This window comes from Pseudomonas fontis (assembly GCF_028656955.1).
GTDB lineage: Bacteria > Pseudomonadota > Gammaproteobacteria > Pseudomonadales > Pseudomonadaceae > Aquipseudomonas > Aquipseudomonas fontis.
Map to the genome: position 1 here is coordinate 1 of NZ_JAMDGY010000028.1, position 24,430 is coordinate 24,430.

The window sequence follows — 24,430 nt, forward strand, 5'->3', positions numbered from 1 at the left end:
AAAATTACTTGACCAGTTCAAGCCCGCTCCCACAGGGGCGGCGGTGGCACTGCAACCCTTGTGGGAGCGGGCTCGTCCCGCGATGCTGTTCAGACCACCATCGACAGCAGCATGATGAAGATGATCCCGACCACCGAGAGGATGGTTTCCATCATGCTCCAGGTCTTGAAGGTCTCGGCCACGGTCATGTTGAAGTACTGCTTCACCAGCCAGAAGCCGGCATCGTTCACGTGCGACAGGATCAACGAGCCGGCACCGGTCGCCAACACCAGCAACTCGCGGTTTACCCCCGGCATCATGCCGATCACCGGTGCAACGATCCCCGCCCCGGTAATCGTCGCAACCGTCGCTGAACCGGTGGCAATGCGAATCACCGCTGCTACCAGCCAGGCCAGCATGATCGGCGAAATCTGCGCCTGCACGGCCATCTGGCCAATCACGTTGCCTACCCCGGTATCCACCAGCATCTGCTTGAAGCCGCCACCCGCACCCACAATCAGGATGATCGCCGCCGTCGGCGCCAGGCTCTGGTCGAGCAGTTTCATGATTTGCTGGCGGGAGAACCCGCGCGCCGCGCCAAAGGTGTAGAACGCCAGCAACAGCGCCGCGAGCAGGGCGGTGATCGGGTGGCCGATCAGGTCCATCCATTGGCGGAAGATGTGTTCGGGCGGCAGCACCACGTCGGCGAAGGTCTTGAGCAGCATCAGGAACACCGGCAAGAGCACGGTGATCAGAGTGATGCTGAAGCTTGGCAGGTTCTTCTGGTCGGACTCCTTGGCAATCTGGTCCATCAGCTCCTGCGAAGGTGTGCCCGGGATATAGCGCGAGATGAAGTTGCCATACAGCGGGCCGGCGATGATTGCCGTCGGCAGCGCGACGATCAGCCCATAGAAGATGGTCTTGCCGATGTCGGCGTTGAAGATGCCGATGGCCAGCAGCGGCCCCGGGTGCGGCGGCACCAGCCCGTGCACCACCGAGAGGCCGGCCAGCAGTGGTATGCCGATCTTGATCAGCGATACCCCGGAGCGCCGGGCAACGATGAACACCAGCGGGATCAGCAGGACGAAGCCGATCTCGAAGAACAGCGGAATACCCACCAGGAAGGCGGCAAACATCATTGCCCAGTGCACGTTCTTCTTGCCGAAGGCGCGGATCAGCGTCTGGGCGATCTGGTCGGCGCCGCCGGAGTCGGCCATCAGCTTGCCGAGCATGGTGCCCAGGGCGAGCACGATACCGACAAAACCGAGCACCCCGCCGAAGCCGTCCTGGAACGACTTCATCACCTTGACCACCGGCATGCCGGAGGTCAGGCCGAGAAAGCCTGCCGCGAGGGTCAGGGCAACGAAAGGGTGGACCTTGAAGTGGGTGATCAGCAGCACCAGGCCGACGATGGTGACCAGTGCATCGAGCAGAAGGTAGGTATCAGTTGCCAAACCAAACATGGTTCAGTGCCTCATATTGTCATTGTTGTGGGCGGAGCAGTTACAGCGTAGTACGGGTGAGACAGCGCTATCTTTGGTGAGCCGGAAAACTGCCGTGAAATCAGGCAGTTCGCGCCAGTACCGGGTCACCGCAAGGCTTTAGCCAGTTATCCACCTGCACGGCCAGCGCATCGATGGCCAGGGTGGCGTCCAGCGCCAGGGTCAGCGGTTCGCCATGCGGGGCTTCGAGCGCGGCGAATTGGCTGTCGATCAGGCTGGCGGGCATGAAGTGGCCGGGGCGGGCGAGCACGCGGCGCTCGGCTTCTTCAGGGGTGAGTTCGAGGAACACGAAACCCAGGTCCGGCACGGCGTGGCGCAGGGCATCGCGGTAACGGCGCTTGAGTGCCGAACAGGTGAGGATCGGCCGTTCACCGGCCTTGATCGTCGCTTGCAGCTCCTGGCCCAGGCGGATCAGCCAGCCGGCGCGGTCATCGTCATTGAGGGGAATGCCGGCGCTCATCTTGTCGATGTTGGCCTTGGGGTGAAAGGCATCGCCTTCGATCAGGCGGCCGCCACTATGATCGGCAATGGCGGAACCGACGCAGCTCTTGCCGCATCCAGCCACACCCATCACCACAATGGCGGACAGGGGATAGTTCATCGGTACCTCCTGCAGGGCAAGATAGCGCTGTCTTTGGCCGAGGCTGCGAATGCCTCGGTGGCTATCCACCCGGGTCTTATTGGTTTTGTAGAAGCAGTTTGCACGCTCATCGCCGTACACCTGCAGTTATGCATTGCCTGACGTCTGAGACAGCGCTACCTTAGTGCCCGTTCCCTTCTCTTTGCAAGTCGAAAAATAAAAATCCCCATGTCCCGTATTGGCTCCCGCACCACCGGTCGTCCCACCCTGGCTGAAGTCGCCAGGCTCTCCGGGGTTTCCCCGATCACCGCTTCGCGTGCCTTGCGCGGCGTCTGCACCGTTGCGCCGGAACTGGTGCAAAAGGTCAAGGATGCCGCCACTGCGCTCGGCTATGTGGCCAACCCGGCGGCGCGTGCGCTGGCCTCGGCGCAGAGCCAGTCGGTGGTGGTGCTGATTCCGTCGCTGTCCAACCAGCTGTTCATCGACACCCTCGAAGCGATCCACGACGTGATGCGCCCGCGCGGCCTGGAAGTGCTGATCGGCAACTTCCACTACGACGTCGCCGAGGAAGAGAACCTGATTCGCAACTACCTGGCCTACCAGCCCTGCGGCATCCTGCTGACCGGTTTCGATCGCACCGAGGCCGCGCAGCAGATGCTCGCGGCCAGCGGCGTGCCCTGTGTGCACATGATGGAACTGGGCGGGCCGGCGGACGCCATGTCGGTGGGCTTCTCCCAGCAGCAGGCGGGCCGCGCGGCGGCGCAGCACCTGATCGAGCGTGGCCGGCGTCGGCTGGGGTTTGTCGCCGCCCAGCTTGACCCCCGGGTGATGCAGCGCGCCGAAGGCTTCCGCCAAGCCCTGGCAGAAGCCGGCCTGTACGACCCGGCGCTGGAAATGCTCGCGCCGCAGCCATCGTCGATCGGCCTGGGTGGTGAGCTGTTCAGCCAGTTGATTGCCGGGCATGGCGACGTTGACGGGATCTTCTTCTGCAACGACGACCTGGCGCAGGGCGCGATTCTTCAGGCATTGCGCCAGGGCATCGACGTTCCGGGGCAGGTGGCGATGGTCGGTTTCAACGACTTGCCGGCCTCCGCGCACCTGGTGCCGCGCCTGACCTCCATCCGCACACCGCGTGCGGCTGTCGGCCGACAGGCGGCGCAAGCCCTGCTGGCACGCTTGGATGGCAAAGTCGTGCAAACCCGCTCCCAGGACCTGGGATTTGAGCTGGTAGTGCGCGAAAGCAGCTGATTACAGGCGATGGGCGGTGATGTCATATCGCTTGCAGGGTGCTTGCGGCGTTCTATGCTCAGCAAATCCCGCCCATGGAGTTGTAACGAAATGTTTGACTTCCATCACAAATCCGATCTGGCTGAAATCGAACGCAGTCATCAGGCGCTGTCCGGCACCCAGGCAAAATTGGAAGCGATCAGCCGTTCCATGGCCATGATCGAGTTCACCCCGGACGGGATCATCCTCAACGCCAACGAAAACTTCTGCACGGCAATGGGCTACAACCTTGAGGAGATCCGTGGCAAACACCACAAGATCTTCTGCGAAGAGGCATACACCAAAGGCGATGAGTACCGCCAGCTATGGCGCGACCTGGCGCGCGGCGAGCCGCGCACCGGCACCTTTGCGCGGGTTGACCGGGCAGGGCGGGAGGTCTGGCTGGAGGCCAGCTACATGCCGGTGCTGGGCGCTGCCCAGCAGGTCACCAGCGTGATCAAGGTGGCGTCCGACATCAGCCAGCGGGTGCGCGACGAGCACGAAAGCGAAAGCCTGATCAACGCCATCAGTCGCTCCATGGCGATGATCGAGTTCACCCCGGAAGGCCGGGTGATCCGCGCCAACGAGAACTTCCTCAATACCATGCATTACCGGCTCGACGAGGTGATCGGCCAGCACCACAGCCTGTTCTGCCACCGCAGCGAAGCCGAATCCTCGGCGTACAAGGCCTTCTGGGCATCGCTCAATCGCGGCGAATACCACTCGCACCGCTTCGAACGGATCAACAAACTGGGCCAGATGGTCTACCTGGAAGCATCCTACAACCCGATCTTCGACACCAAGGGCCGCCTGTACAAGGTGGTGAAGTTCGCCAGCGACATCACCCAGCAGGTTTCCACCCAGCAGACCGCTGCCGAATCCGCCCACGCCACCTCGGTGCAGAACGATGCCTGCGCGCGCAAAGGCTCGGAGGTGGTGCAGCAAACCGTGCAGGTGATCGAAGAGATCTCCCGCGACCTCAACGAGGCTGCCCGCAGCATCGATGCGGTCAGCAAGCAGTCCGAGCTGATCGGCCAGATCGTCCAGACCATCCGCAGCATTGCCGACCAGACCAACCTTTTAGCGCTCAATGCTGCCATTGAGGCCGCCCGCGCGGGTGAACATGGACGCGGGTTCGCGGTGGTCGCCGACGAGGTGCGCAACCTGGCGGCACGCACCAGCAAGGCGACCCTGGAAATCGTCGAGGTGGTGCGCCAGAACCATGACCTGTCATTGACGGCGGTAGCGAGCATGCAGTCGAGCCTGACGCGAACAGGCCTGGGCGTGGAGCTGGCCAATGAGGCGGGTGAGGTGATCCTGGAGATTCAGCAGGGCTCACAGCATGTGGTGGACGCCATCAGCCAGATCAACTCGACGCTGCAACTGCACTAGGACGTTCTTGAGCTCGCCAGGTGCTGCTGGAGTTCTTCCAGGCTGTCCTCCAGCGCCCGCACCAGCGCGACCACGGCCTCGTTTGGCGCATCACCGACACTGGCTTGCTCCAGCGCATCGCACTGGGCGACCAGGCCGCTGGCCTTGAGCATCCTGGCGCCGCCCTTGATCCGGTGGGCGACTGCGCGTACTGCGGGGCGTGCGGGCTGCGCACCCAAGGCGCGCAATGCCTCGAGGTCCTCGGCATTGCTGACCATCAATTCGCCAAGCAGGCGTTGAATCAACTTGGGGTCACCCAGGGTCAGGTGGCGCAGGCTATCGAGGTCGAAGCCCGAGCGTGTCTGGGCAAGCACTGCGGTACTCGTACTGGGCGGTTTGATCGCTGACAGGTGCAGGCGCAGTTCGCTCAGCCCGATCGGCTTGAACAGGCACGCATTCATGCCGGAGGCCAGGCAGCGAGTCTGCTCTTCCAGCTGGGCATTGGCGGTCAGGCCGAGGATTACGCAGGGTTTTTGCTCGTGCTTGGTTTCTTCTGCACGGATCAGGCGCGTCAGCGCATGCCCGTCCATACCCGGCATATTGCAGTCGGTAATCACCACCTCGAAGGTGTCGGCTTGCCAGGCCTTGAGCGCCGATGCGCCATCGCGCGCCTGCTGCACCCGGTGGCCGAGCACATGCAACTGTTTCTCCAGCAGGAGCAGGTTGGCCGGGTAGTCATCGACCACCAGTATGTTCAGCGCCGGGCTGTCGAGTGCTGGCGGCGCTTGGGTAGCCGGCGCGGGCAGGGATTTTGCGGCGGCCTGATCCAGCGTGAGCTGCAAGGTGACCTGGGTGCCGGACCCCGGCGTGCTGGCCAAGGTGAGCTGGCCGCCCATCATTTCGCACAGCGTGCGACTGATCATCAGGCCCAGGCCACTGCCTTGCTGCGCGGTGGGATGCTCGGCCTGGGCGAATGGCTGAAACAGGCGGGACTGGTCAAGAGCGCTGATGCCGATGCCGGTATCCTGCACTGTCAGGCTGATCTCGATGCGTCGATTGCTGGCGGGCGCCTGACTGCGCAGGGTGATCGCCACTTGCCCGCGCTCGGTAAACTTGATCGCATTGCTCACCAGGTTCGACAGCACTTGCCTGAAACGCAGGGGGTCGACCTGCACCAGGGTGGGCAGCGGGTCCAGATCCAGGCGCAGGATCAGGCCTTTGAGCCGTGCACTGCTGTCGAACACGCCGGCAGTAGCCGTGATCAGCGCTTCAAGGTCGGTGGCCTCAGGCACCAGGTGCATGTGCCCGGCTTCGATGCGGGCAATATCGAGCACGTCGCCAATCAGTTCCAGCAAGCCATTGGCCGAGTCGTATGCCACCTTCAAGGCGGCAGGATCGATCTGGCCGCGCTCGGCATCCTGCAGGGCCAGCTCCAGCAAGCCGATCACTGCATTCATCGGCGTACGGATTTCATGGCTCATGGTGGCGAGAAAGGTACTTTTCGCGTTGTTGGCGGTGTCCGCCTGTTCCTTGGCCAATTGCAGCGCTTCGAGCAGGTGCTTGCTGATCTCCAGTTGCTTCTGCAAGGCCTGCTCGGCCTCGGCACGCTGGCGGATGAGCTTGCGCAAATAGCCGTTCCAGAAGGCAATGGCGCCAATCAGCAAGCCCGCCACTACCAGGATCTGCAGGATCAGCGAGCGGTAATTGCGCCAAGGCGTATCGCTCATGAACGCATTGACCCGCCAGCGGTTGATCAGTTGGGTCATTTCGTCCGGCGGGATGCTCAGCAGGGTCTTTTCCAGAATGCCGTGCAGTACGGTCGATTCACGTGCGGTGGCGAAGGCTGCCAGGGCCGGCACATCATCCAGCGGCGCGGCAATGTGCAGGCGGCCCTTGAACAGGTGATCGGTAAAGTAGGTGGCATTGATCAGCGAACTGAGCCCCACGTCAGCGCGGCCCTGGGCGACGTACTCCATCACGGCAAGCGGGTCGTCGAGCTCGATCAGGCTGATGTCCGGGTAGCGTTGGCGCAGGGCGTCAATGGCCGGGGTGCCGCGGATCAGTGCCAGGCGCTTGCCGTTCAACTGCTCCGGGCCATGCACGGCATTGTTACGCATGCCGGTGACCAGCACGCGCGGGTTGGCCAGGTAGGGCCGGGTGAAATTGAGGGTTCTTGCACGCTCGGCGCCATAGTTGAGGGCGCCGACGATGTCGGCCTTGGCGCTTTCCACCTGGCTGACCATGGCGGGTACCGAGTCGGTCTCGATGATCTGGAATTTCAGGCCGCTGCGCCGGCTGATCTGCGCCAGCAGGTCGATGGTAATGCCGCGAAAACGCTGGTTGTCATCGATGAAGCTCACGGGCGCGAAGTATTTGTTGATCACCACGCGCTGGGTTGGGTGCTGGCGAATCCACTCCTGCTCCGCAGGCGTCAGGGACAGCGTGGTGCGATCCAGCAGGATATTGCTGATGCCACCGCTCCAGCGCCGGGCGATGTTCATCCGGTCGCTGTCGGTAATGCTTTGCAGCGCCAGGTTGAGCAGGCGCAGCAGGGTTGGCTCGTTGCGCGACAGGGCAAACGCGAATGAGGAACGCAAGGGCCTGATGTAGTGGGCAATCTGCAGGCTGTCGCGATAGTTCTTGCCGACCAGGTAGTCGACACTCACCGCATCGCCAATGAACGTATCGGCCTGGCCCAAGGCGACGGCGGACAACGCGGCCATGGTCGAAGGATAGAGCTGAAGGTCGGCGCGGGGGTACAGGCGCTTGATCTGCGGGTGCGGCAGGTAGTGATAGACCATCGCCAGGCGCTGGCCGGCAAGGTCGTCTGCATGCGGCTTGCCGAACGGGGTGACGACCACCGGTTGGTCGTCGGCGTAGGCCTGGCTCAGGGCCAGGCGATCGTCGGCGGCCTCGTAGCCATTGGCACTACCCAGCAGGTCGATCTTGCCGTCGATCAGGGCGGCAATCGCCTGGTTACGGTTGGCATAGCGAAAGACCTGGACGGGGATCTTCAGTTGTTCGCTGACCAGGCCGGCGTAATCGGCGGTCAGGCCCTCGTAATCATCCTGGCTGATATTGATATCGAAAGGCGGATAGTCCGGCGCGGATGTGCCGAGGCGCAGCACCTGCTTGTTGTGCAGCCACTGCCGATCAGCGGCCGACAGTTCGGGCGCAGCGCCACTGCTGACTGAGCGCGCCAGCAGGGTCCGGGGGCTGACCGGGTCCTGCGCCTGGGCCACCAGCAGGGTTGAACCGAGCAGGCCTCCCAGCAGCCAGGCAATCAGCGCGCGCGTGATCATCGTTGCATCAGTTCACCGAGTGACGGTTGGCAAGGTCAAGCAGTTGCACCAGCGACTCCACCTGCAGCTTCTCCATGATCCGCGACTTGTAGGTGCTGATGGTCTTGGCACTGAGGATCATCGTTTCGGCAATCTCGTTGTTGGAGGCGCCTTTGGCCAACTGGCGCATCACCTCGAACTCACGGTTGGACAGCTTGTCCATGCGTTCCAGCTCCGAGCTTGAGCGGTCATTGATACGCGAGGCGTCAGGCAGGTAGGAATAACCGGCCAGCACGGCCTTGAGGGCCGAGCGCAGGATGTCCAGGTCTTCATCCTTGCGCACGAAGGCCGAGGCGCCGGATTCGATGCAGCGTCGGGCAAACAAGCGGGGTGGGCGGCCAGTGAGGACCATGATGCGTGGCGCCGACGGCAGGGTATGCAGCCGTTCGAGCACGCTCAGGCCATCCAGTTTTGGCAGGCCGAGATCAAGAATGACCACGTCGGGCTGGAGCCTACGGGCCATCTCGACGGCTTCGGAGCCGTCTCTGGCCTCGCCCACGACGTGATAGTTGTCGCGCTCAAGCAACATGCGGATGGCGAACAGGATAGTGGTGTGGTCGTCGACGATCAGGACTTTGTGCATCGTGCAATTCTTTGCCAGGGGAGTGATTTCTCCTGAGTCATTCAGGAACCGGCCTGTCAGCAGAAACCGGCAGGGCAGCCACGATACGTCGAATCAGGTTGCATGAATACGCGAAGTATAGGCGTGTTGAACTAAACGGAAGGTGCTGATGAAATTTCCTACAAATATAGGAAGTGATCTGTCGGATGGCGCCGATTGGCGGAGTGCAGATCCGCCTCTTCAATGAAGGGACGGATCTGTAGGCGGGGTCAGAAAGAGGTAGTCATCGAGGCGAAGTAGGCGCGGCCGGCTTCGTTGTAGGTCAGAGCGCCGGCTTCATCCGAGTTGCCTTCGCGGTACAGGCGCTTGTCGAACAGGTTGTTGATGCCGATGCGCACGCTGAGGTTCTTGTTGAATGCATAGCCGCTGCTGATGCCGACCAGGCCGTATGGGTCGACGTCCTTCTGCACCTTGCGGTCCAGGGTTTCGTTGGCCCGGGCGTTGTAGGTCGGGGCCTCCTGCTTGCCGTAGTAGGTGCCGTTGACCTGGAACGACAGCTTGTCGGTGGCATCCCAGTCCAGCGTGGTGTTCACCGTGTACTTGGGGATGATGCTCAGTGGCTCGCCGGTTTCCTTGTCCTCGGAGTTGATCATGTAGGTGACGTTGGTGTTCCAGTCCAGGCTCGGCAGCAGGGCGATGAACAGGTTGCCCTCGACGCCCTCGACCACGGCCTTGCCCTTGTTTTCCCACTGCAGGATCCGGCGCCCGTTTGGCAGGCGGAACAACGCCTCGTTACCGGCGTCGATCTTGTTCTTGTAGTCGTTGCGGAAGTAGGTAGCGCTGGTGCGCCAGGTGCCTTGGTCGAAGGCCAGGCCGAGTTCCTTGTTGACGCTGATTTCCGGCTTCAGGTCTTCGTTGCCCAGCAGGTAGCAACCGCCGATGTTGACTTCACCGGAGTTGCAGCCGGCGCCTCGGCTGTACAGCAGGTAGTTAGGGTTGGCCTGGTACAGGTTGGGCGTCTTGTAGGCTCGGGCAATACCGCCCTTGATGCTCAAGGCGTCGGTGATCTGGTGTGAGGCGTTCAGGCTGGGGCTGAAGTTGTCGCCAAAGCGGTCGTGGTGATCGTAGCGCAAGCCTGGGGTGACGATGGTGTCGCTACCGAGTTCGATGTTGTCCTCGACAAACAGGGCGTGGCTGCGGGCCGTGCTCTTGGTTTGCGAACGGTCGAAACCTGCCGGGTCAAAGCCTTGCGGGCGCAGCGAACCAGGGTCGTTGAGCGACTCATAGAGGTACTCAGCCCCGACGGTCAGCACCTGTTCGGTGCCAAAACTCAGCGGAATATCCAGCTCGCCGGTTGCCCGGGTATTGCGCAGGCGCGATTCGAAGCGACCGGCGCCATCGCTCGGGGCACCTTCGCCCCAACCGGCCAGGCCTTCGTTGAGGCGATTGTTGCGGGTCAGGTCATAAGACAGCGAGGCCATCGAGCTGCCCCAGTCGAAGTCACCATGGTGGGTGAGCGCAAAGGCTGAGCGCTGCATGATGTTGGTTTCCTTGCCCACCTGGCTCTCGACGAACGCGCCGCCGGCATTGAGCATGGTGTCGCCGGCAAAGATGTTGCCCTGGCGACTGTAGCTGGACTCCAGGTCCAGCGTATGTTCCGGGTTGATCCGCCAGCTCAGCAGGCCGTTGATGTCCTTGTTGCGCACACCTTCGCGCCCGGCCATCAGCGATTCCTCGAAGGCCTGGTGGTCGGCGTTGATCTTCTGGTCGTCGGCGTCGGTCTTGTTGGCGCTGCCGTACACACGGAAGATCAGGTCATCGGTGATCGGCCCGCTGAGGCTGAAGTTGGCGCGTTTGCCCACGCCTTCAGCGTCGTCCTCGGGAAGCACGGTGTACAGGGTGACCGAGCCTTTGAGCTCCTCGCTCGGGCGCTTGGTGATGATATTGACCACGCCGCCCATCGCCCCGGAGCCATAGCGGGTGGCCGCCGGGCCCCGCAGGATCTCGATGCGCTCGACCGCTTCGGCCGGTACCCAGTTGGTTTCACCACGGGTGTCACGGTCGCCACTCCAGCCATAACGCACGGCGTTGCGGGACGTAGAAGGTTTGCCGTCGATCAGGATCAGGGTGTTTTCCGGGCCCATGCCGCGCAGGTCGATCTGGCGGTTGTTGCCACGGGCGCCGCTGCTGCTGTTGCCGGTCAGGTTCACCCCGGGTTCGCGACGGATGATGTCGGAGAGGTCGTTGACCGGGGGGCGTTTCTTGATGTCTTCGGCGGTGATGATCGATACGCCGGGGGCCTGTTTCAGTTCTTCTTCGGCAGTCCCCAGTACACGGGTATTTTCCAGCTGGATCGCCTGGCGGCTGCCATCGACGGGCAGGTCGGTGGTTTGCACCGGGACCTTGTCCGGGTCGATTTCCAGCGTTGCGGCAGAGAGGGCAGAGGCGCCAGTCATGGCCAGCACAGCGAGGGTCAGATGGCTTAGGTTGAAGCGCGACACCATGTCATATCTCTCCTGAGAAAATGAACAGGGCTAAGGGGAGCCTGCTCAAGAAAGGCGAGAATGATAGGTATTATCATTAACATGTAAAGGCTTTGGCGGAAAAATAAAATATTAAGGGAGAGTGCGGGGCTAGAGCTGTTGGAAGGGAAGTTTGAAGAAGGTGTATTTGTTGAAAATCCTTATAAAACAGAGATTTATGTAATTTTTGTAATGTAATTTAGTTAATGTGAATTCTATTGAAGGCTATGATTTATAAAAATAAATAAAAACAACGGCTTATGATCACTATGTGAAGCTGATTGTCTGATATTGGGTATCCCTCTCGCTCGCCACGAGAGGGTCGTTGCCCTCAATGCTGAGTGCAGCCTTGTGCCTTGACGATGCGCTCTGTCGAGGCCGGATTTCGGCTCAGTGCATCACCCACCCGCGCAGGTCGCGCTACCAGTTCACCGCCACAGTTGGGGCAGCGTCCTTTGAGCGTCTGCTCGCTGCAGTCACGGCAAAAGGTGCATTCGAACGAGCAGATCAGCGCATCACGGCTGTCACCTGGCAGCGGTGTGGCGCAGCATTCACAGAACGGGCGTAACGCAAGCATGGGCACATCCTCGTGGGGGGTATGAACGAGCGCTCACTGTGCGACGGTCAGCCCCGCGATGCAATGCCTTCAGGGGCGATAGAGGTGAGCGTGCCCGGCGCGATAGAGCGCAGATTCGGCAAAATTGTCGCTGCCCAGCACGCGCCCGACCAGGATCAGCGCGGTGCGCCGAAAGCCCTTGGCCTGTACCTGCGCGACGATGTCGTCCAGGATGCCGAGCACCCAGTCCTGATCCGGCCAGGTTGCCCGGTGCACCACGGCAATCGGGCAGTCGTCGCCATAGTGCGGGCGTAGTTCCTCGACGATCTTCTCCAGGTGCTTGACCCCCAGGTGAATCGCCAGGGTGGTGCCGTGGCTGGCCAGGCTTGCCAGCGACTCGCCTGCCGGCATCGGTGACTTGTCGGCGTAGCGCGTGAGGATCACGCTCTGGGCGATGTCCGGCAGGGTCAGCTCACAGCCAAGCAGGGCGGCACTGGCCGCCGCTGCCGTGACGCCGGGGACGATCTCGTAGGGGATGCCCAGCTCGCGCAGGTAGCGGATCTGCTCGCCGATGGCGCCATACAGGCTGGGATCGCCGCTGTGCACCCGCGCCACGTCCTGGCCGTTGGCATGGGCGGCCTGGATTGCCTCGATGATTTGCGCCAGATGCAGCTCGGCACTGTTGATGACGGTCTCGGCACGGTGGCCTTCGAGCACGGCGGCGGGCACCAGCGAGCCGGCGTAGATGATCACCGGGCAGCGATGAATCAGGCGCTGGCCCTTGACGGTGATCAGCTCCGGATCGCCGGGGCCGGCACCGATGAAATAGACAGTCATGCTAAATCCTTGGAAAGAGTCGGCGGATTATCCGCCAAAGGGCGGCGCCCAGGCCACTGCCAGGCTGGCATCGGCGCTCAGGGTGCGCGGTAGTAGAAGCTTGGCGCTGCCGGCCGCGTGGTGCTCGGCCAGGGCCAGGGCGGCGCTTTCAGCGACCCCATGACACCCGGTGTGCTTGAAGGAGGCGGCGGAGCGATGACTCAGCCGTGGCTCGAAGGGCGCGAGTTGCTCCAGTGGGAAGAACAGCAGCGGCACGCCAAGTTGGCGTGCCAGTGCATGCAGCCCTGGCTCATCGTGCTTGAGCGCGATGCTGGCTAGGCCGGCGAGGGCATCCAGGGGCAGGGCGTGCGCCTGGAACGTCTGTCTCAGCAAGTCATTCAGTGTCGAGGCTGGGCAGCCACGCCGGCAGCCCAGCCCGACAAACAGCTGCAATCGCTCGATTGGACCCTGCATCAGGCCTGCTGGCGGCGATACAGCCAGGCGCTGATCAGGCCCATGGCCACCCAGAACGCAGCGTTGGTCAACAGCGAAGCCACTTTGAACTGTGTTTCCAGCGCTTCTGGCGCCAGGCTTTCGTGCACTTGCGGTTGCGGTGCGCCGATCACATGGGGGACTACCAGCAGGGCGACGCCCACGGCCTTGAGTACCCAGTTGTGGGCAAACACCATCAGCGCCAGGCCGACAGCGGTGGCCGCAGCCGTACCTGCCCACCAGGCCTGGCGCTGGGCCAGGTCGGCAGCCGCCGTGCCCGGCAGCTCCGGCGGCAAGCCCAGGGTCGGCGCGAGGCAGAACACGGCGAAGCCGGCCAGGCCCCAGAGTGCGCCGGTGGCCGTGCGTCCGGGGGCGCGCAGGGTGTAGAGCGCCGCCAGGATCAGGGCGAAGCCGACTGCCACCACCAGGTTGCCGCCGGTGGTCGACAGCACGCGCTGCCAGCCATCTTCCGGCGACCAGGCTTCAGCGTCGTGATGGTGCTCGGCGGTGCCGGCCGCATGTTCATGGGCCTCGGCAACCGGCGCGCTGTTCTCATAGGTTTCCGCCTGCAGAATCAGCGGTGCGACCCAGAAGCTTTGCAGCAGGGTCAGCAACAGGGCGGCAAGCAGGCCGGTGAAACCGGCGGTGCGGGCAATGCGCGTGATCATCGGGGCAGGTCTCAGTGGCAAGGGAAGGCAGCGCTGTGACGGGTATCGTGCGCCGCGTTGTGCACGGCCTCGATGTGCGAGAACCCGGCGAAATACACCAGGCACAGGCCCAGTAGCGATGCGCCGACGGCGACGGCAATGCGTTGGCTGAGGCTGCTGGAGGTCACTGTCGAGTGACTGGTGGAGATGATCGGCATGGCGCTTTCCTCTTGGTGTTGTTCGGCAACAGGCAAGCGCAGGAAACCCCTGCACGATGATCGCCCAGGGGTTGCAACAGCGCCCGCCCACCGCGGGTATGTCAAAGTCAGCGTTGGGCCGGTCTCCGGGCTGGCGAGGGCTGGCAGTGTGCTCAGCCGAGGCGTCACCTTCCCATGCCGGACTGCTGGCACAGTGGTCTAGACGCTTTCCTCGCTTACCGTTGCGGGGGCAGCACCGGATTGGTCGGCCTCTGCAAAAGAAGCGCACGACGTACCGGTTTCCCGTTTCACCTTGTAAAAAGGCACCCAAACGAATCCGGCTAGGAAATCACGGGCGCCGGCATCCGTCAATACAGCGGTTGACCTGTCCGGGGCCACTGCGTAGCCTAGCCGCTTCGAGGTTCTTCGGCCCACGCCGAAGCTAAGATGGGAACGCGGTGCACTCCGCGGCTGCCCCCGCAACTGTAAGCGTTGAACGCATCGACACAGCCACTGCACCTGGTGCGGGAAGGCGTCGCTGCTGCTGGCCCAGGCCGGCACAACGCAAGCCAGGAGACCTGCCTCGAACAGTTTCCGACTTTCAACCGGGCGGGGTGATCCGGTGGCGAATGCGCCCAGGCTGCATGGCACCTGTGGCTCTCGTCCTGCATGCCCGCCATCCTGCCAAGGGCATCGACATGAAAACACTGGCCAAACTCCCCGTCACCATCGTTACCGGCTTCCTCGGTTCGGGCAAAACCACCTTGCTCCGGCACATGCTCGACAACGCCCAGGGCCGGCGCATCGCGGTCATCGTCAATGAATTCGGCGAGCTGGGCATCGACGGTGAAATCCTCAAGCAATGCAGCATCGGCTGCACCGAAGAAGAAGCCAGCGGCCGGGTCTACGAGCTGGCCAATGGCTGCCTGTGCTGCACGGTGCAGGAAGAATTCTTCCCGGTGATGCGTGAACTGGTGGCCCGTCGCGGCGACCTGGACCATATCCTCATCGAAACCAGTGGCCTGGCCCTGCCAAAACCGCTGGTGCAGGCCTTCCAATGGCCGGAAATCCGCAATGCCTGCACGGTCGATGCGGTCATCACCGTGGTCGACAGCCCGGCCGTTGCCGCCGGCACCTTCGCCGCCTTCCCCGACCAGGTCGATGCCCAGCGCAAGCAGGACCCGAACCTGGACCACGAGTCGCCGCTGCATGAGCTGTTCGCCGACCAGTTGGCCAGTGCCGACCTGGTGATACTGAACAAAGCCGACCTGATCGCCGCCGACGCCCTGGCTGCGGTACGTGCCGAAGTGCAGGAAGAACTGCCGCCTGCGGTCAAGGTGATCGAAGCCAGCAATGGCCGCCTGCCGCTGGACGTGCTGCTGGGCCTGGGCGCCGAGTCGGAAGTGCATATCGATGGCCGTCGCACCCACCACGATTCGCACCATGACGGCGACGACGACCATGACGATCATGACCACGACGCCTTCGACTCGATCTCCATCGAGTTGCCTGAAGCTGACGAAAGCCTGCTGATGGATGCCCTGACCCAACTGGTCGTGCAGCACGGCATCCTGCGTGTCAAAGGCTTCGCGGCCATCCCGGGCAAGCCGATGCGCCTGTTGATCCAGGGCGTGGGTACCCGCTTCGACAAACACTTCGACCGCGCCTGGCGCGCCGAAGAGCCGCGCACCACGCGCCTGGTGCTGATCGGCCAGGAGCTGAACGCCGAAGAACTGGAAGCACGCCTGCGCGCGGCCCTGGGCGGCTGACCCATGCACTTGCTGCGGACCCAGCCCGGCGGCTTTGTGCCGGACGACAGTATTGCCGACCTCGGCCAAACCCCCGCCGAACTGGTGATCCTCTGCAGCGGTGACTCCCACCTGGCACTGCTGGCCGAAACGGCCCAGCAGTTGCCCGAGGATTACCCCAGCGTACGCCTGGCCAACCCGATGCAGGTGCAGAACCATGCCTCGGTCGACTTGTACGTCGACCAGGTACTGCGTCACGCCAAGGTCATCCTGGTGTCGCTGCACGGCGGCGTGGGTTACTGGCGTTATGGCGTGGAGCAACTGGTCGAGCTGGCTGCACGTGGCGTGCAACTGATCCTGGTGCCGGGCGATGACCGCCCGGACCCGGAACTGAGCAGCCTGAGCACAGTGCCAGCCGAGCAGGCCGAGCGCCTTTGGCGCTTCCTGCGCGAGGGCGGCAAGGCCAACGCGCTGGCGCTGTTCAATTGCCTGGCCAGCCAGTGGCTGGGGCGTGACTACCCGTGGCACGAGCCGCAGCAGTTGCCGCGCACCAGCGTCTACCACCCGCAACGGCCGTCGGCACAACTGGCCGACTGGTTCGGGCAATGGCTGAGCGGGGAGGCGGTCGTCCCGATTCTGTTCTATCGCTCGCACCTCCAAGCCGCCAACACCGCCTTTATCGATGCGTTCTGCGAGCGTTTGCAGGGCGCCGGGCTCAATCCCTTGCCGATTGCCGTGGCCAGCCTCAAGGAAGCGGCCTGCCTGGAGCAGGTCGAGCAGTGGCTGGACGAAGTCCAGGCCGAGCTCATCATCAATACCACCGGTTTTGCCCAGTCCAGCCCGCAACAGCCGCACCTGCGCCCGTTCCGCCGGGACATCCCGGTGTTGCAGGCCATCTGCGCGCAAGACAACGAACCGGGCTGGCAGGCCAGCGAACAGGGCCTGGGCGCCCGCGACCTGGCCATGCACATCGCCTTGCCGGAACTGGACGGGCGCATCATCACCCGGCCGATCAGTTTCAAGGACCTGGCCTGGCACAGTGAGCGCAGCCAGTCCGACGTGGTCTGCTACCGGCCGCAACTGGAACGCATGGACTTCGTTGCCGAGCTGGCGCGGCGCTGGTGCGAGCTGGGGCGCCTGGCGAACCCGGAGAAGCGCGTTGCGCTGATCCTGGCCAACTACCCGACCCGCGATGGGCGCATTGGCAATGGCGTTGGCCTGGATACGCCCGCCGCCGCGCTGAACATCCTGCGCGCGATGCAGCAGCAGGGTTACCCGCTGGCGCCGTTGCCCGAGTCGGGCACAGCCTTGATCCAGGCGCTGCTGGGCGGCGTGAGCAACGACCTCGACAGCCTGGATCAGCGCCCGTGTGCGCAAAGCATGGCGATGGACGATTACCTGCGCGCCTTTGCCAGCCTGCCCGAAGCCAACCAGCAGGCCGTGCGTGAACGCTGGGGCGCGCCGGAGCAGGACCCGATGTGCCGCAACGGACGAATGATGATCGCCGGCCTGCGTTTCGGCCTGACGTTCGTCGGCATCCAGCCTGCTCGCGGCTATCAGGTGGACCCAAGCGCGGTCTATCACGACCCCGACCTGGTTCCGCCGCACGGTTACCTGGCGTTCTACTTCTGGCTGCGCCACGCCTTTGCCGCTGACGCGCTGATTCACGTGGGCAAGCACGGCAACCTCGAATGGCTGCCGGGCAAGGGCGTCGGCTTGTCCGCCGAGTGCTGGCCGGACGCCTTGCTCGGCCCGCTGCCGAACATCTATCCGTTTATCGTCAATGACCCCGGGGAGGGCGCACAGGCCAAGCGTCGCACCCAGGCGGTGATCATCGACCACCTGATGCCGCCGCTGACCCGCGCCGAAACCTATGGGCCGCTGCGTCACCTTGAAGTGCTGGCCGACGAATACTACGAAGCCCAGCTGCTTGACCCGCGCCGGGCGCGCGAGTTGCAGCGCGATATTCTCGAACTTGTGCGCGACAACCATATCGACCGCGAACTGCAGCTTGAAGGTGCGCTGGATGATGCCGCGATCTGGCTGCCACGCCTGGACACCTACCTGTGCGACCTGAAGGAATCGCAGATTCGCGACGGCCTACACATCTTTGGCGAGTCGCCGGCGGGGCGGCTGCGCATCGACACCTTGCTGGCCTTGCTGCGCGTCGAGCGTGGCGACGGTCGCGGGGCCAATGCCAGCCTGTTGCGGGCATTGGCGCGGGCGATGACGTTGGGGATCGATCCGCTCGATTGCGACCTGGGGGCAGCGTGGCAAGGGCCGTGCCCGGCCGTGCTGCAGTCCATCAGCGCTGATCCCTGGCGCACCGCCGGGGACACCCGCGAGCGTTTGGAGCTTTACGCTGCTTGCTTGATCGAGCACAGCCTGAGCGGTGCTGAGCCCTTGCCTGAAGTCGCGCAGTGGGTGGACGTCCAGGCGATCCTTACTGCGCTGCAGCAACAGGTCGCGCCCCAACTCGACAGTTGCGGCCCGAGCGAGATGCAGGGCCTGCTGGCGGCGCTGGACGGGCGCTTCGTCCCGGCTGGCCCCAGCGGTGCGCCGAGCCGGGGGCGGCTGGACGTGCTGCCCACCGGGCGCAACTTCTATACCGTGGATGTGCGCAACCTGCCGACGGCCACGGCCTGGCGCATCGGCTTTGCTTCGGCCAACCTGATTCTTGAGCGTCACCTGCAAGACCATGGCGATCATCTGCGCCAACTGGGGCTTTCGGTCTGGGGCACGGCGACCATGCGCACCGGCGGCGACGACATCGCCCAGGCCATGGCCTTGCTCGGGGTTCGCCCGGTGTGGGCCAACGGCAGCCAGCGGGTCGACGATTTCGAGATTCTGCCGCTGAGCCTGCTTGATCGGCCGCGGGTAGACGTCACCCTGCGGGTCTCGGGGTTCTTCCGCGATGCCTTCGGCAACCTGATCAAGCTGTTCGACGCCGCCGTGCAGGCGGTGGCCGCACTGGATGAGCCCGACGACCTCAACCCGCTGGCCGCCAAGGTACGCAGTGAACGCGCCACGTTGCTGGAAAGCGGCCTGGACGCCGAACAGGCAGAGCGTCAGGCCGGTTGGCGGATTTTCGGCTCCAAGCCGGGCGCCTACGGTGCAGGCATTCAGAATGCCATCGACGGGCGCCTGTGGCACAGCCGTGAAGACCTCGCCGAGGTCTATCTCAACCACGGCGGCTACGCCTATGGCGGCGCCGACGAGGGCACCGAAGCCCGCGAACATTTCGCCCGGCGCCTGAGCCAGGTACAGGCCGTGGTGCAGAACCAGGACAACCACGAGCACGATCTGCTCGATTCCAACGACTACTATCAGTTCCAGGGCGGCATGCTTGCGGCCGTGGAAAGCCTTGGTGGCTCACCAGTGGCCAGTTACCACGGTGACCACAGCCAGCCGGATCGGCCGCGCATCCGCACCCTCAAGGAAGAACTGAACCGGGTCATGCGCGCGCGCGCCCTGAACCCCAAATGGATCGACGGGGTCAAGCGCCATGGCTATAAAGGTGCATTCGAGCTGGCTGCGACGGTGGACAACCTGTTTGCCTTTGATGCCACCACGCACCTGATTGATGACCATCATTACCAGTCGCTGGCGCAGGCGTACGTGTTGGACGCCCAGACCCGCGACTTTATCCGCCAGCACAACCCCGAGGCGTTGCGCGATATCACCGAGCGCTTGCTCGAGGCCCAGCAGCGCGGGCTTTGGCAGGAGCCGGGCGAGTACCGCCAGGCCCTCGAAGAGCAGTTGCTGGACGGTGAAGAAGAGACTTGAGCATGAGCGAACCAATGCATTTCCCGCTGGCCGCCGTGGTAGGTGCCGATGAGCTGAAGCTGGCCCTGTGCCTGACGGCCATCGACCCGAAGATCGGTGGCGTACTGATCGAAGGCCCGCGCGGCATGGCCAAGAGTACGCTGGCCCGTGGCCTGGCCGACCTGCTCGGCGAGGGGCCGTTTGTCACCTTGCCATTGGGCGCGAGCGAAGAGCGCCTGGTCGGCACCCTGGACCTGGATGTCGCGCTGGGGCAGGGCCGGGCACAGTTTTCACCCGGTGTACTGGCCAAGGCCGACGGCGGCGTGCTCTACGTCGATGAGGTCAACCTGCTGCCGGATCACCTGGTCGATCTCTTGCTGGATGTCGCCGCCAGCGGCACCAACCGGGTCGAGCGCGACGGTATTTCCCATCGGCACAATGCGCGCTTCGTGCTGATCGGCACGATGAACCCGGAAGAAGGCGAGCTGCGTCCGCAATTGCTCGACCGCTTTGGCCTGAATGTGGCGTTGCATGGGCAACCCTTGCCGCAGGCACGTGGCCAGATCATCCGCCGGCGCCTGGATTTCGATGCCGACCCGGAATCGTTCTGCGCGCAATGGGCCCCGGCCCAGGCGGCATTGCGCAGCCAGTGCCAGGCGGCGCGCAACCGCCTGGCGCAGATTCCTCTGGATGATGCTGCACTGGCGCAGATTACCGAGCGCTGTTTTGCAGCCGGTGTCGATGGGCTGCGCGCCGACCTGGTCTGGTTGCGCGCTGCGCGGGCGCATGCCGCTTGGCGCGGCGCCGCACAGATAGAAGGCGAGGACATCGAAGCGGTGGCCGAGTTTGCCTTGCGTCACCGGCGCCAGGCGCCTGCGCAAGGCCCATCGTCGCAGCAGCCACCGAGCGGGCAGGCCGGCCAGCCGGCGCAGGCACCTGGTGATGCAGCGGGGCAGTGGGGCGAGATGGCCGCGCAAGCTGTCGCGGTCGGTGCCCGGCGCGAGGTGCCGAGCTGGCCAAAAAAGCCCTGAACATCCGCCCACGCTCGCGCCAGGGGGCGGATGTGCGGCCCAAGGCGGGGAATCAGGAGCAAGGCACGCGCGGTCGTGCACGTAATGCAAGCCAGGGCAAGGTGGCCTGGCCGGCCACGTTGCTCAAGGGCCGACCGCGCAGCCGCAGCGACCTCAGTTGGGTACAGCGCAAGGCGTCGACAGGTGAGCTGTGGCTGGTCATTGTCGACGCATCTGCCTCTACCCGGCGCCATCAGGCATTGAGCCAGGCCAAGGGTCTGCTGGCCGAGTTCTTCGACCAGGCCTACCGCGCCCGCGCGCGCCTGGCGCTGCTGACCGCGAGCGGCAACGCGCCGCGTTGGCAACGGCATGGCCTCAAGGCGTCTGCCGCGTTGCAACCCTGGCTGGCAGAATTGGGCGCAGGCGGCGGCACGCCGTTGCTGGCCGCCCTCGAGCAGGCGCGGCAGTGGCTACTTGAGCGGCAAAAGCGCTATCCGGATGAGCAGCAACGCTGCCTGGTGTTGACCGATGGTCGGCTAAAAGCCTGGGAAAGATTGGCGCCAATGCCTTGCCAGAGCCTGCTGGTCGACATGGAAAGTTCACCGATTCGCCTGGGCCGGGCCCAGCAATTGGCCGAGGAATTAGGCGCGGACTATCGCCATCTGCAACACTTCGCCGGCTGTTAAGTTCACCGGCTTACTGTGCGGCCTAATGTCGCAGTGCGCCATCCGCTAATGTTACCGGCAACAAAAAATGCACCCTGAGGTGCACTTTTTTATGTGACAAAGTTTGCCGGGAAAGTTACTTCGGCATTGTCCACGGTTGCAAGTCGTAGCCTTTCTGGCTCAACTCCGCACGCACTTCCTCGATCAGGTGGGCCCATTGTGCAGGGTCTGAGTAGGTGCTGCTTGGCACTTGCTTGCTGCCAATGCGGGTGCTGGTTCGGTCAATCACGGACAGGCTGATTTCGCCAGTGCCATTAGGCGCATCCCAGGCAACACACTGGAAAGGTTCGAAGGCGTGGTCGGCAATCAGCAGTGCTTCGTTGACACGCAGCGGAGCATTCATGGGTTCGGTCTCTCTGTGGTCCCAAACATTGAAAAAGTTACCGCGCGGGCTACGCCACTGCGGTGAGTTACTTGTACTGATGCCCGATAGTTGGGGTCGAGTCACACAGTACTGCAAAATATTTTTTCGAACGTCGGAAAAATGCTGTTTTTCCCTGCGCCTCTGACGTTGAATTAACAGGAAAATTCCCAGGCCTGCTGATCCACCCCAGTCTTTACAGACAGACGGTAGTGGGCGTCGCCAAGTTCGTTGCTACTGTTACAAACGGGCTCGCCAACATGCTGTTTCTACTAACTTTTCCAATAATTGGCGCCAAGGAAAAGGTCATGCTTGAACCCGTACCGAACCGCCGCCTATTGATCGTCGACCCCTGCGACGACTGCCACCGCCTGTTGCCTGGCCTGCGCAGTGTCGGCTGGGATGTGCACAGCTGCACCCTGGCGACTGCCCTGGAGTATCCCTGTGACGTTGGCCTGCTGCGTTTGCAGGCGTCACACCTGCAGCACCCCGATGCGGTCAAGGACCTGATCAGTCGCAGCGGCACCGAGTGGATCGCCGTGCTCAGCCCGCAGGAACTGCGCACGCAGAACGTCGGTGATTTCGTCTGCGAGTGGTTTTTCGACTTCCACACCTTGCCGTTTGACGTCTCGCGGGTGCAGGTCACCCTGGGCCGGGCCTTCGGCATGGCGCGGCTGCGTGGCAAGGGTACGGTGCATGTCGATGAGCCGGAGCACGAGCTGCTGGGGGAAAGCCGGCCCATTCGCGAATTGCGCAAACTGCTCAGCAAGCTGGCGCCGACCGAGTCGCCGGTGTTGATTCGCGGCGAGAGCGGCACCGGCAAGGAGTTGGTTGCGCGCACCTTGCACCGCCAGTCGCAACGTAATGAAAAGCCATTCGTGGCGATCAACTGCGGGGCGATTCCCGAGCACCTGATCCAGTCCGAGCTGTTCGGGCATGAGAAAGGCGCGTTTACCGGAGCGCACCAGCGCAAGGTCGGGCGCATTGAAGCGGCCAATGGCGGCACGCTGTTCCTCGACGAAATTGGCGACCTGCCGCTGGAGTTGCAGGCCAACTTGCTGCGTTTTCTCCAGGAAAAGCATATCGAGCGGGTCGGTGGCAGCCAGCCGATCGCGGTGGATGTGCGGGTGCTGGCGGCGACCCACGTGGACCTGGAAAGCGCCATCACCACCGGACGTTTTCGAGAAGACCTGTATTATCGGCTCAATGTATTGCAGGTGGTGACGGCGCCCCTGCGTGACCGGCATGGCGACCTGTCGATGCTGGCCAGCCACTTTTCGCGCTTCTACAGCCTGGAGACCGGGCGGCGACCGCGCACCTTCAGTGAAGACGCCTTGATGGCCATGGGCAAGCATGACTGGCCCGGCAATGTGCGCGAGCTGGCCAACCGGGTGCGGCGTGGCCTGGTGCTGGCCGAAGGGCGGCAGATCGAGGCGCAGGACCTGGGCCTGCAAGGGCAGATCAGCGAAGCCGCGCCCATGGGCACGCTCGAAGACTACAAGCACCGCGCCGAACGGCAGGCGCTGTGCGATGTGCTTAATCGGCACAGCGACAATCTGAGTATTGCCGCCAAGGTGCTGGGGGTTTCCAGGCCGACGTTTTACCGGTTGTTGCACAAGCATCAGATTCGCTAGGGGGTATGGGCAGGGAGAGTAGTCACCTGCCGTGAGTTCCTCGATCACATGGTCCGTTTGAGGTATGTCGAGCCAGCTTCGGCTTGCTTGAATGCGCGATGGAGGCGGCTGGACGCCTCGCAGCACGCGCGCCCCGGCGGACGGGGTGATCAGAGGAGAACCACCAAGATGCCCAATCAAGACCTGATACGCCAGCGTCTGGCCCAGCGCGCCCGCGAACTGGTGCCGGTCCTGCGTGAATGCGCCCCGCAGGCCGCACAACTCGGCCAACTGCCCGCCGAAACCTTGCAGGCCTTCCACGAAGCCGGCTTCTTCCGCATCCTCCAACCCGCCCGCTGGGGTGGCTATGAACTGGAGCCCAAAGACTTCTTCGACGTGCAGATGACCCTTGCCGAGGGCTGCATGTCCTCGGCCTGGGTGCTGGGCGTCATCGCCATCCATAACTGGCAACTGGCGCTGTTCGACGACCGCGCCGCGCAGGATGTCTGGGGTGACGACTCGAGTGTGCTGATCTCCTCGTCGTATATGCCGGTGGGCAAGGTCGAGCGGGTCGACGGTGGTTTCCGCCTCAGCGGGCGCTGGGGCTTCTCCTCGGGCAGCAAGCATTGCCAGTGGGCCTTCCTCGGCGCCCTGGTGCCGCCGGCAGAGGCGGGCGGGGCGCCGGACTACCGGACCTTCCTGGTGCCGCGCAGCGACTACCAGATCCTCGACAACTGGAACGTCATGGGCTTGGAAGCCACCGGCTCGCATGACGTGCTGGTGGAAAGTGCCTTCGTCCCCGAATACCGCACCCACCGCGCGCTGGACGGCTTCATGCAGAACAGCCCGGGCAACGCGGTCAATACCGCGCCGTTGTTCCGCCTGCCGTTCGGGCAGATTTTCGTGCGTGCGGTTTCGTCTGCCGCGATTGGCGCCTTGCAGGGCGCGGTGGACCAGTTCGTCACGCACAACCGCGCGCGCGTCGGCGTCAACGACGGGCGCAAGATGCTCCAGGACCCCGCCGCACAGACCGCGCTGGCCAACGCCATGGTCTGCGTCGATGAATGCAAGACCGTGCTGTTGCGCAACTTCGAGCGCATGTTCGCCGCCGCGCAACAGGCTGAGCCGCTGGACATGCAGGCGCGGGTGAAGATGCGCTACGACTCGGCCCTGGTGGCCGACAAGTGCGCCAAGGCGGTGGCCGAGCTGATGTTCAACAGCGGCGCCTCGACCATTTTCCGCAGCCATGCGATCAACCGCGCCTTCCGCGACATCCACACCGGCCGTGCCCACGTTGCCAACAACCCGGCCAAGTACGCCTGGAACCTCGGTGGGGTGAGCATGGGCCAGGACAGCAGCGACTTCTTCCTCTGAAAC

At 63.6% G+C, this 24,430-nt stretch carries 18 protein-coding genes, 2 pseudogenes and 2 riboswitches; of the genes and pseudogenes, 9 read left to right on the forward strand and 11 right to left on the reverse strand.

The features are described 5' to 3' along the window. Positions 1 to 89 precede the first annotated feature (89 nt). Both M5G11_RS12605 and M5G11_RS12610 read right to left on the reverse strand, forming a co-directional pair. On the reverse strand, positions 90 to 1,442 hold the full coding sequence (locus M5G11_RS12605; RefSeq protein WP_273913517.1) for a GntP family permease: 1,353 nt from the start codon (positions 1,440 to 1,442) through the stop codon (positions 90 to 92). Positions 1,443 to 1,542: 100 nt separating this feature from the next. After that, a complete protein-coding gene (locus tag M5G11_RS12610) occupies positions 1,543 to 2,082 on the reverse strand; it encodes a gluconokinase (protein ID WP_273913516.1) in 540 nt (179 codons plus the stop codon). 207 nt (positions 2,083 to 2,289) lie between these two features. On the opposite strand from M5G11_RS12610, the gene gntR reads away from it, so the two are divergent. From gntR to M5G11_RS27600, 3 genes and pseudogenes are all read left to right on the forward strand, one after another. Next, positions 2,290 to 3,309 carry an HTH-type transcriptional regulator GntR gene (gntR, locus tag M5G11_RS12615; protein ID WP_273913515.1) on the forward strand — a complete coding sequence of 340 codons (1,020 nt, stop codon included), beginning with the start codon at positions 2,290 to 2,292 and terminating at the stop codon, positions 3,307 to 3,309. Between the two features lie 90 nt (positions 3,310 to 3,399). After that, a pseudogene (locus M5G11_RS27595) lies at positions 3,400 to 4,182 on the forward strand (PAS domain-containing protein); the annotation flags it as partial. A gap of 117 nt (positions 4,183 to 4,299) precedes the next feature. Continuing rightward, a pseudogene (locus tag M5G11_RS27600) lies at positions 4,300 to 4,719 on the forward strand (methyl-accepting chemotaxis protein); the annotation flags it as partial. Here M5G11_RS27600 and M5G11_RS12630 read toward each other — a convergent pair. The 8 genes from M5G11_RS12630 to M5G11_RS12665 all read right to left on the reverse strand — a co-directional run bounded on the left by M5G11_RS12630 (position 4,716) and on the right by M5G11_RS12665 (position 13,852). Then, on the reverse strand, positions 4,716 to 8,000 hold the full coding sequence (locus M5G11_RS12630; protein ID WP_273913514.1) for a transporter substrate-binding domain-containing protein: 3,285 nt from the start codon (positions 7,998 to 8,000) through the stop codon (positions 4,716 to 4,718). The pseudogene M5G11_RS27600 and the gene M5G11_RS12630 overlap by 4 nt on opposite strands. 7 nt (positions 8,001 to 8,007) lie before the next feature. Then, complete coding sequence (locus M5G11_RS12635; RefSeq protein ID WP_273913513.1) at positions 8,008 to 8,622, reverse strand: response regulator transcription factor; 615 nt, start codon at positions 8,620 to 8,622, stop codon at positions 8,008 to 8,010. Between the two features lie 248 nt (positions 8,623 to 8,870). Further along, entirely contained in the window at positions 8,871 to 11,105 is a 2,235-nt protein-coding gene (locus M5G11_RS12640; protein ID WP_273913512.1) for a FepA family TonB-dependent siderophore receptor, read from the reverse strand. Positions 11,106 to 11,454: 349 nt separating this feature from the next. Continuing rightward, positions 11,455 to 11,700: a DUF1272 domain-containing protein gene (locus M5G11_RS12645; protein WP_273913511.1), complete on the reverse strand. Its 246-nt coding sequence runs from the start codon at positions 11,698 to 11,700 to the stop codon at positions 11,455 to 11,457. Positions 11,701 to 11,769: 69 nt separating this feature from the next. Further along, positions 11,770 to 12,516, reverse strand: coding sequence for a precorrin-4 C(11)-methyltransferase (cobM, locus tag M5G11_RS12650; protein WP_273913510.1), 747 nt, complete (start codon positions 12,514 to 12,516; stop codon positions 11,770 to 11,772). A 27-nt stretch (positions 12,517 to 12,543) separates the two neighbouring features. Further along, the gene (locus tag M5G11_RS12655; RefSeq protein WP_273913509.1) at positions 12,544 to 12,969 is read right to left on the reverse strand and encodes a cobalamin biosynthesis protein; all 426 of its coding nucleotides are present in this window, start codon (positions 12,967 to 12,969) and stop codon (positions 12,544 to 12,546) included. After that, positions 12,969 to 13,655 carry a CbtA family protein gene (locus M5G11_RS12660; RefSeq protein ID WP_273913508.1) on the reverse strand — a complete coding sequence of 229 codons (687 nt, stop codon included), beginning with the start codon at positions 13,653 to 13,655 and terminating at the stop codon, positions 12,969 to 12,971. Before M5G11_RS12660 ends, M5G11_RS12655 begins: the two co-directional genes overlap by 1 nt. Positions 13,656 to 13,666: 11 nt before the next feature. Next, a complete protein-coding gene (locus tag M5G11_RS12665; protein ID WP_273913507.1) occupies positions 13,667 to 13,852 on the reverse strand; it encodes a CbtB domain-containing protein in 186 nt (61 codons plus the stop codon). 99 nt (positions 13,853 to 13,951) lie between these two features. After that, a riboswitch (cobalamin riboswitch) is annotated at positions 13,952 to 14,177 on the reverse strand. A 56-nt stretch (positions 14,178 to 14,233) separates the two neighbouring features. Further along, a riboswitch (cobalamin riboswitch) is annotated at positions 14,234 to 14,431 on the forward strand. A gap of 98 nt (positions 14,432 to 14,529) precedes the next feature. Here M5G11_RS12665 and cobW point away from each other — a divergent pair. From cobW to M5G11_RS12685, 4 genes are read left to right on the forward strand one after another with little or no spacing between them, the layout of a single operon-like run. Then, positions 14,530 to 15,600, forward strand: a complete 1,071-nt coding sequence (cobW, locus tag M5G11_RS12670) for a cobalamin biosynthesis protein CobW (RefSeq protein WP_273913506.1) — start codon at positions 14,530 to 14,532, stop codon at positions 15,598 to 15,600. Between the two features lie 3 nt (positions 15,601 to 15,603). Then, positions 15,604 to 19,365 (forward strand): cobaltochelatase subunit CobN, encoded by a 3,762-nt coding sequence (gene cobN, locus M5G11_RS12675; RefSeq protein ID WP_273913505.1) that lies wholly within the window; start codon positions 15,604 to 15,606, stop codon positions 19,363 to 19,365. Between the two features lie 2 nt (positions 19,366 to 19,367). Next, positions 19,368 to 20,375 carry a magnesium chelatase ATPase subunit I gene (locus M5G11_RS12680; RefSeq protein ID WP_273913504.1) on the forward strand — a complete coding sequence of 336 codons (1,008 nt, stop codon included), beginning with the start codon at positions 19,368 to 19,370 and terminating at the stop codon, positions 20,373 to 20,375. A gap of 32 nt (positions 20,376 to 20,407) precedes the next feature. Beyond that, on the forward strand, positions 20,408 to 21,040 hold the full coding sequence (locus M5G11_RS12685) for a vWA domain-containing protein (RefSeq protein ID WP_273913503.1): 633 nt from the start codon (positions 20,408 to 20,410) through the stop codon (positions 21,038 to 21,040). A 115-nt stretch (positions 21,041 to 21,155) separates the two neighbouring features. Here the strand turns inward: M5G11_RS12685 and M5G11_RS12690 are convergent, their stop codons facing one another. Beyond that, positions 21,156 to 21,422, reverse strand: coding sequence for a hypothetical protein (locus M5G11_RS12690; RefSeq protein WP_273913502.1), 267 nt, complete (start codon positions 21,420 to 21,422; stop codon positions 21,156 to 21,158). A gap of 326 nt (positions 21,423 to 21,748) precedes the next feature. Between M5G11_RS12690 and M5G11_RS12695 the strand changes: the two genes are divergently transcribed. Together M5G11_RS12695 and M5G11_RS12700 are read left to right on the forward strand one after the other, a co-directional pair. Further along, positions 21,749 to 23,074 (forward strand): sigma-54 dependent transcriptional regulator, encoded by a 1,326-nt coding sequence (locus tag M5G11_RS12695; RefSeq protein ID WP_273913501.1) that lies wholly within the window; start codon positions 21,749 to 21,751, stop codon positions 23,072 to 23,074. Positions 23,075 to 23,242: 168 nt separating this feature from the next. Then, positions 23,243 to 24,427: an acyl-CoA dehydrogenase family protein gene (locus M5G11_RS12700; RefSeq protein ID WP_273913500.1), complete on the forward strand. Its 1,185-nt coding sequence runs from the start codon at positions 23,243 to 23,245 to the stop codon at positions 24,425 to 24,427. The last annotated feature ends 3 nt before the right edge of the window (positions 24,428 to 24,430 follow it).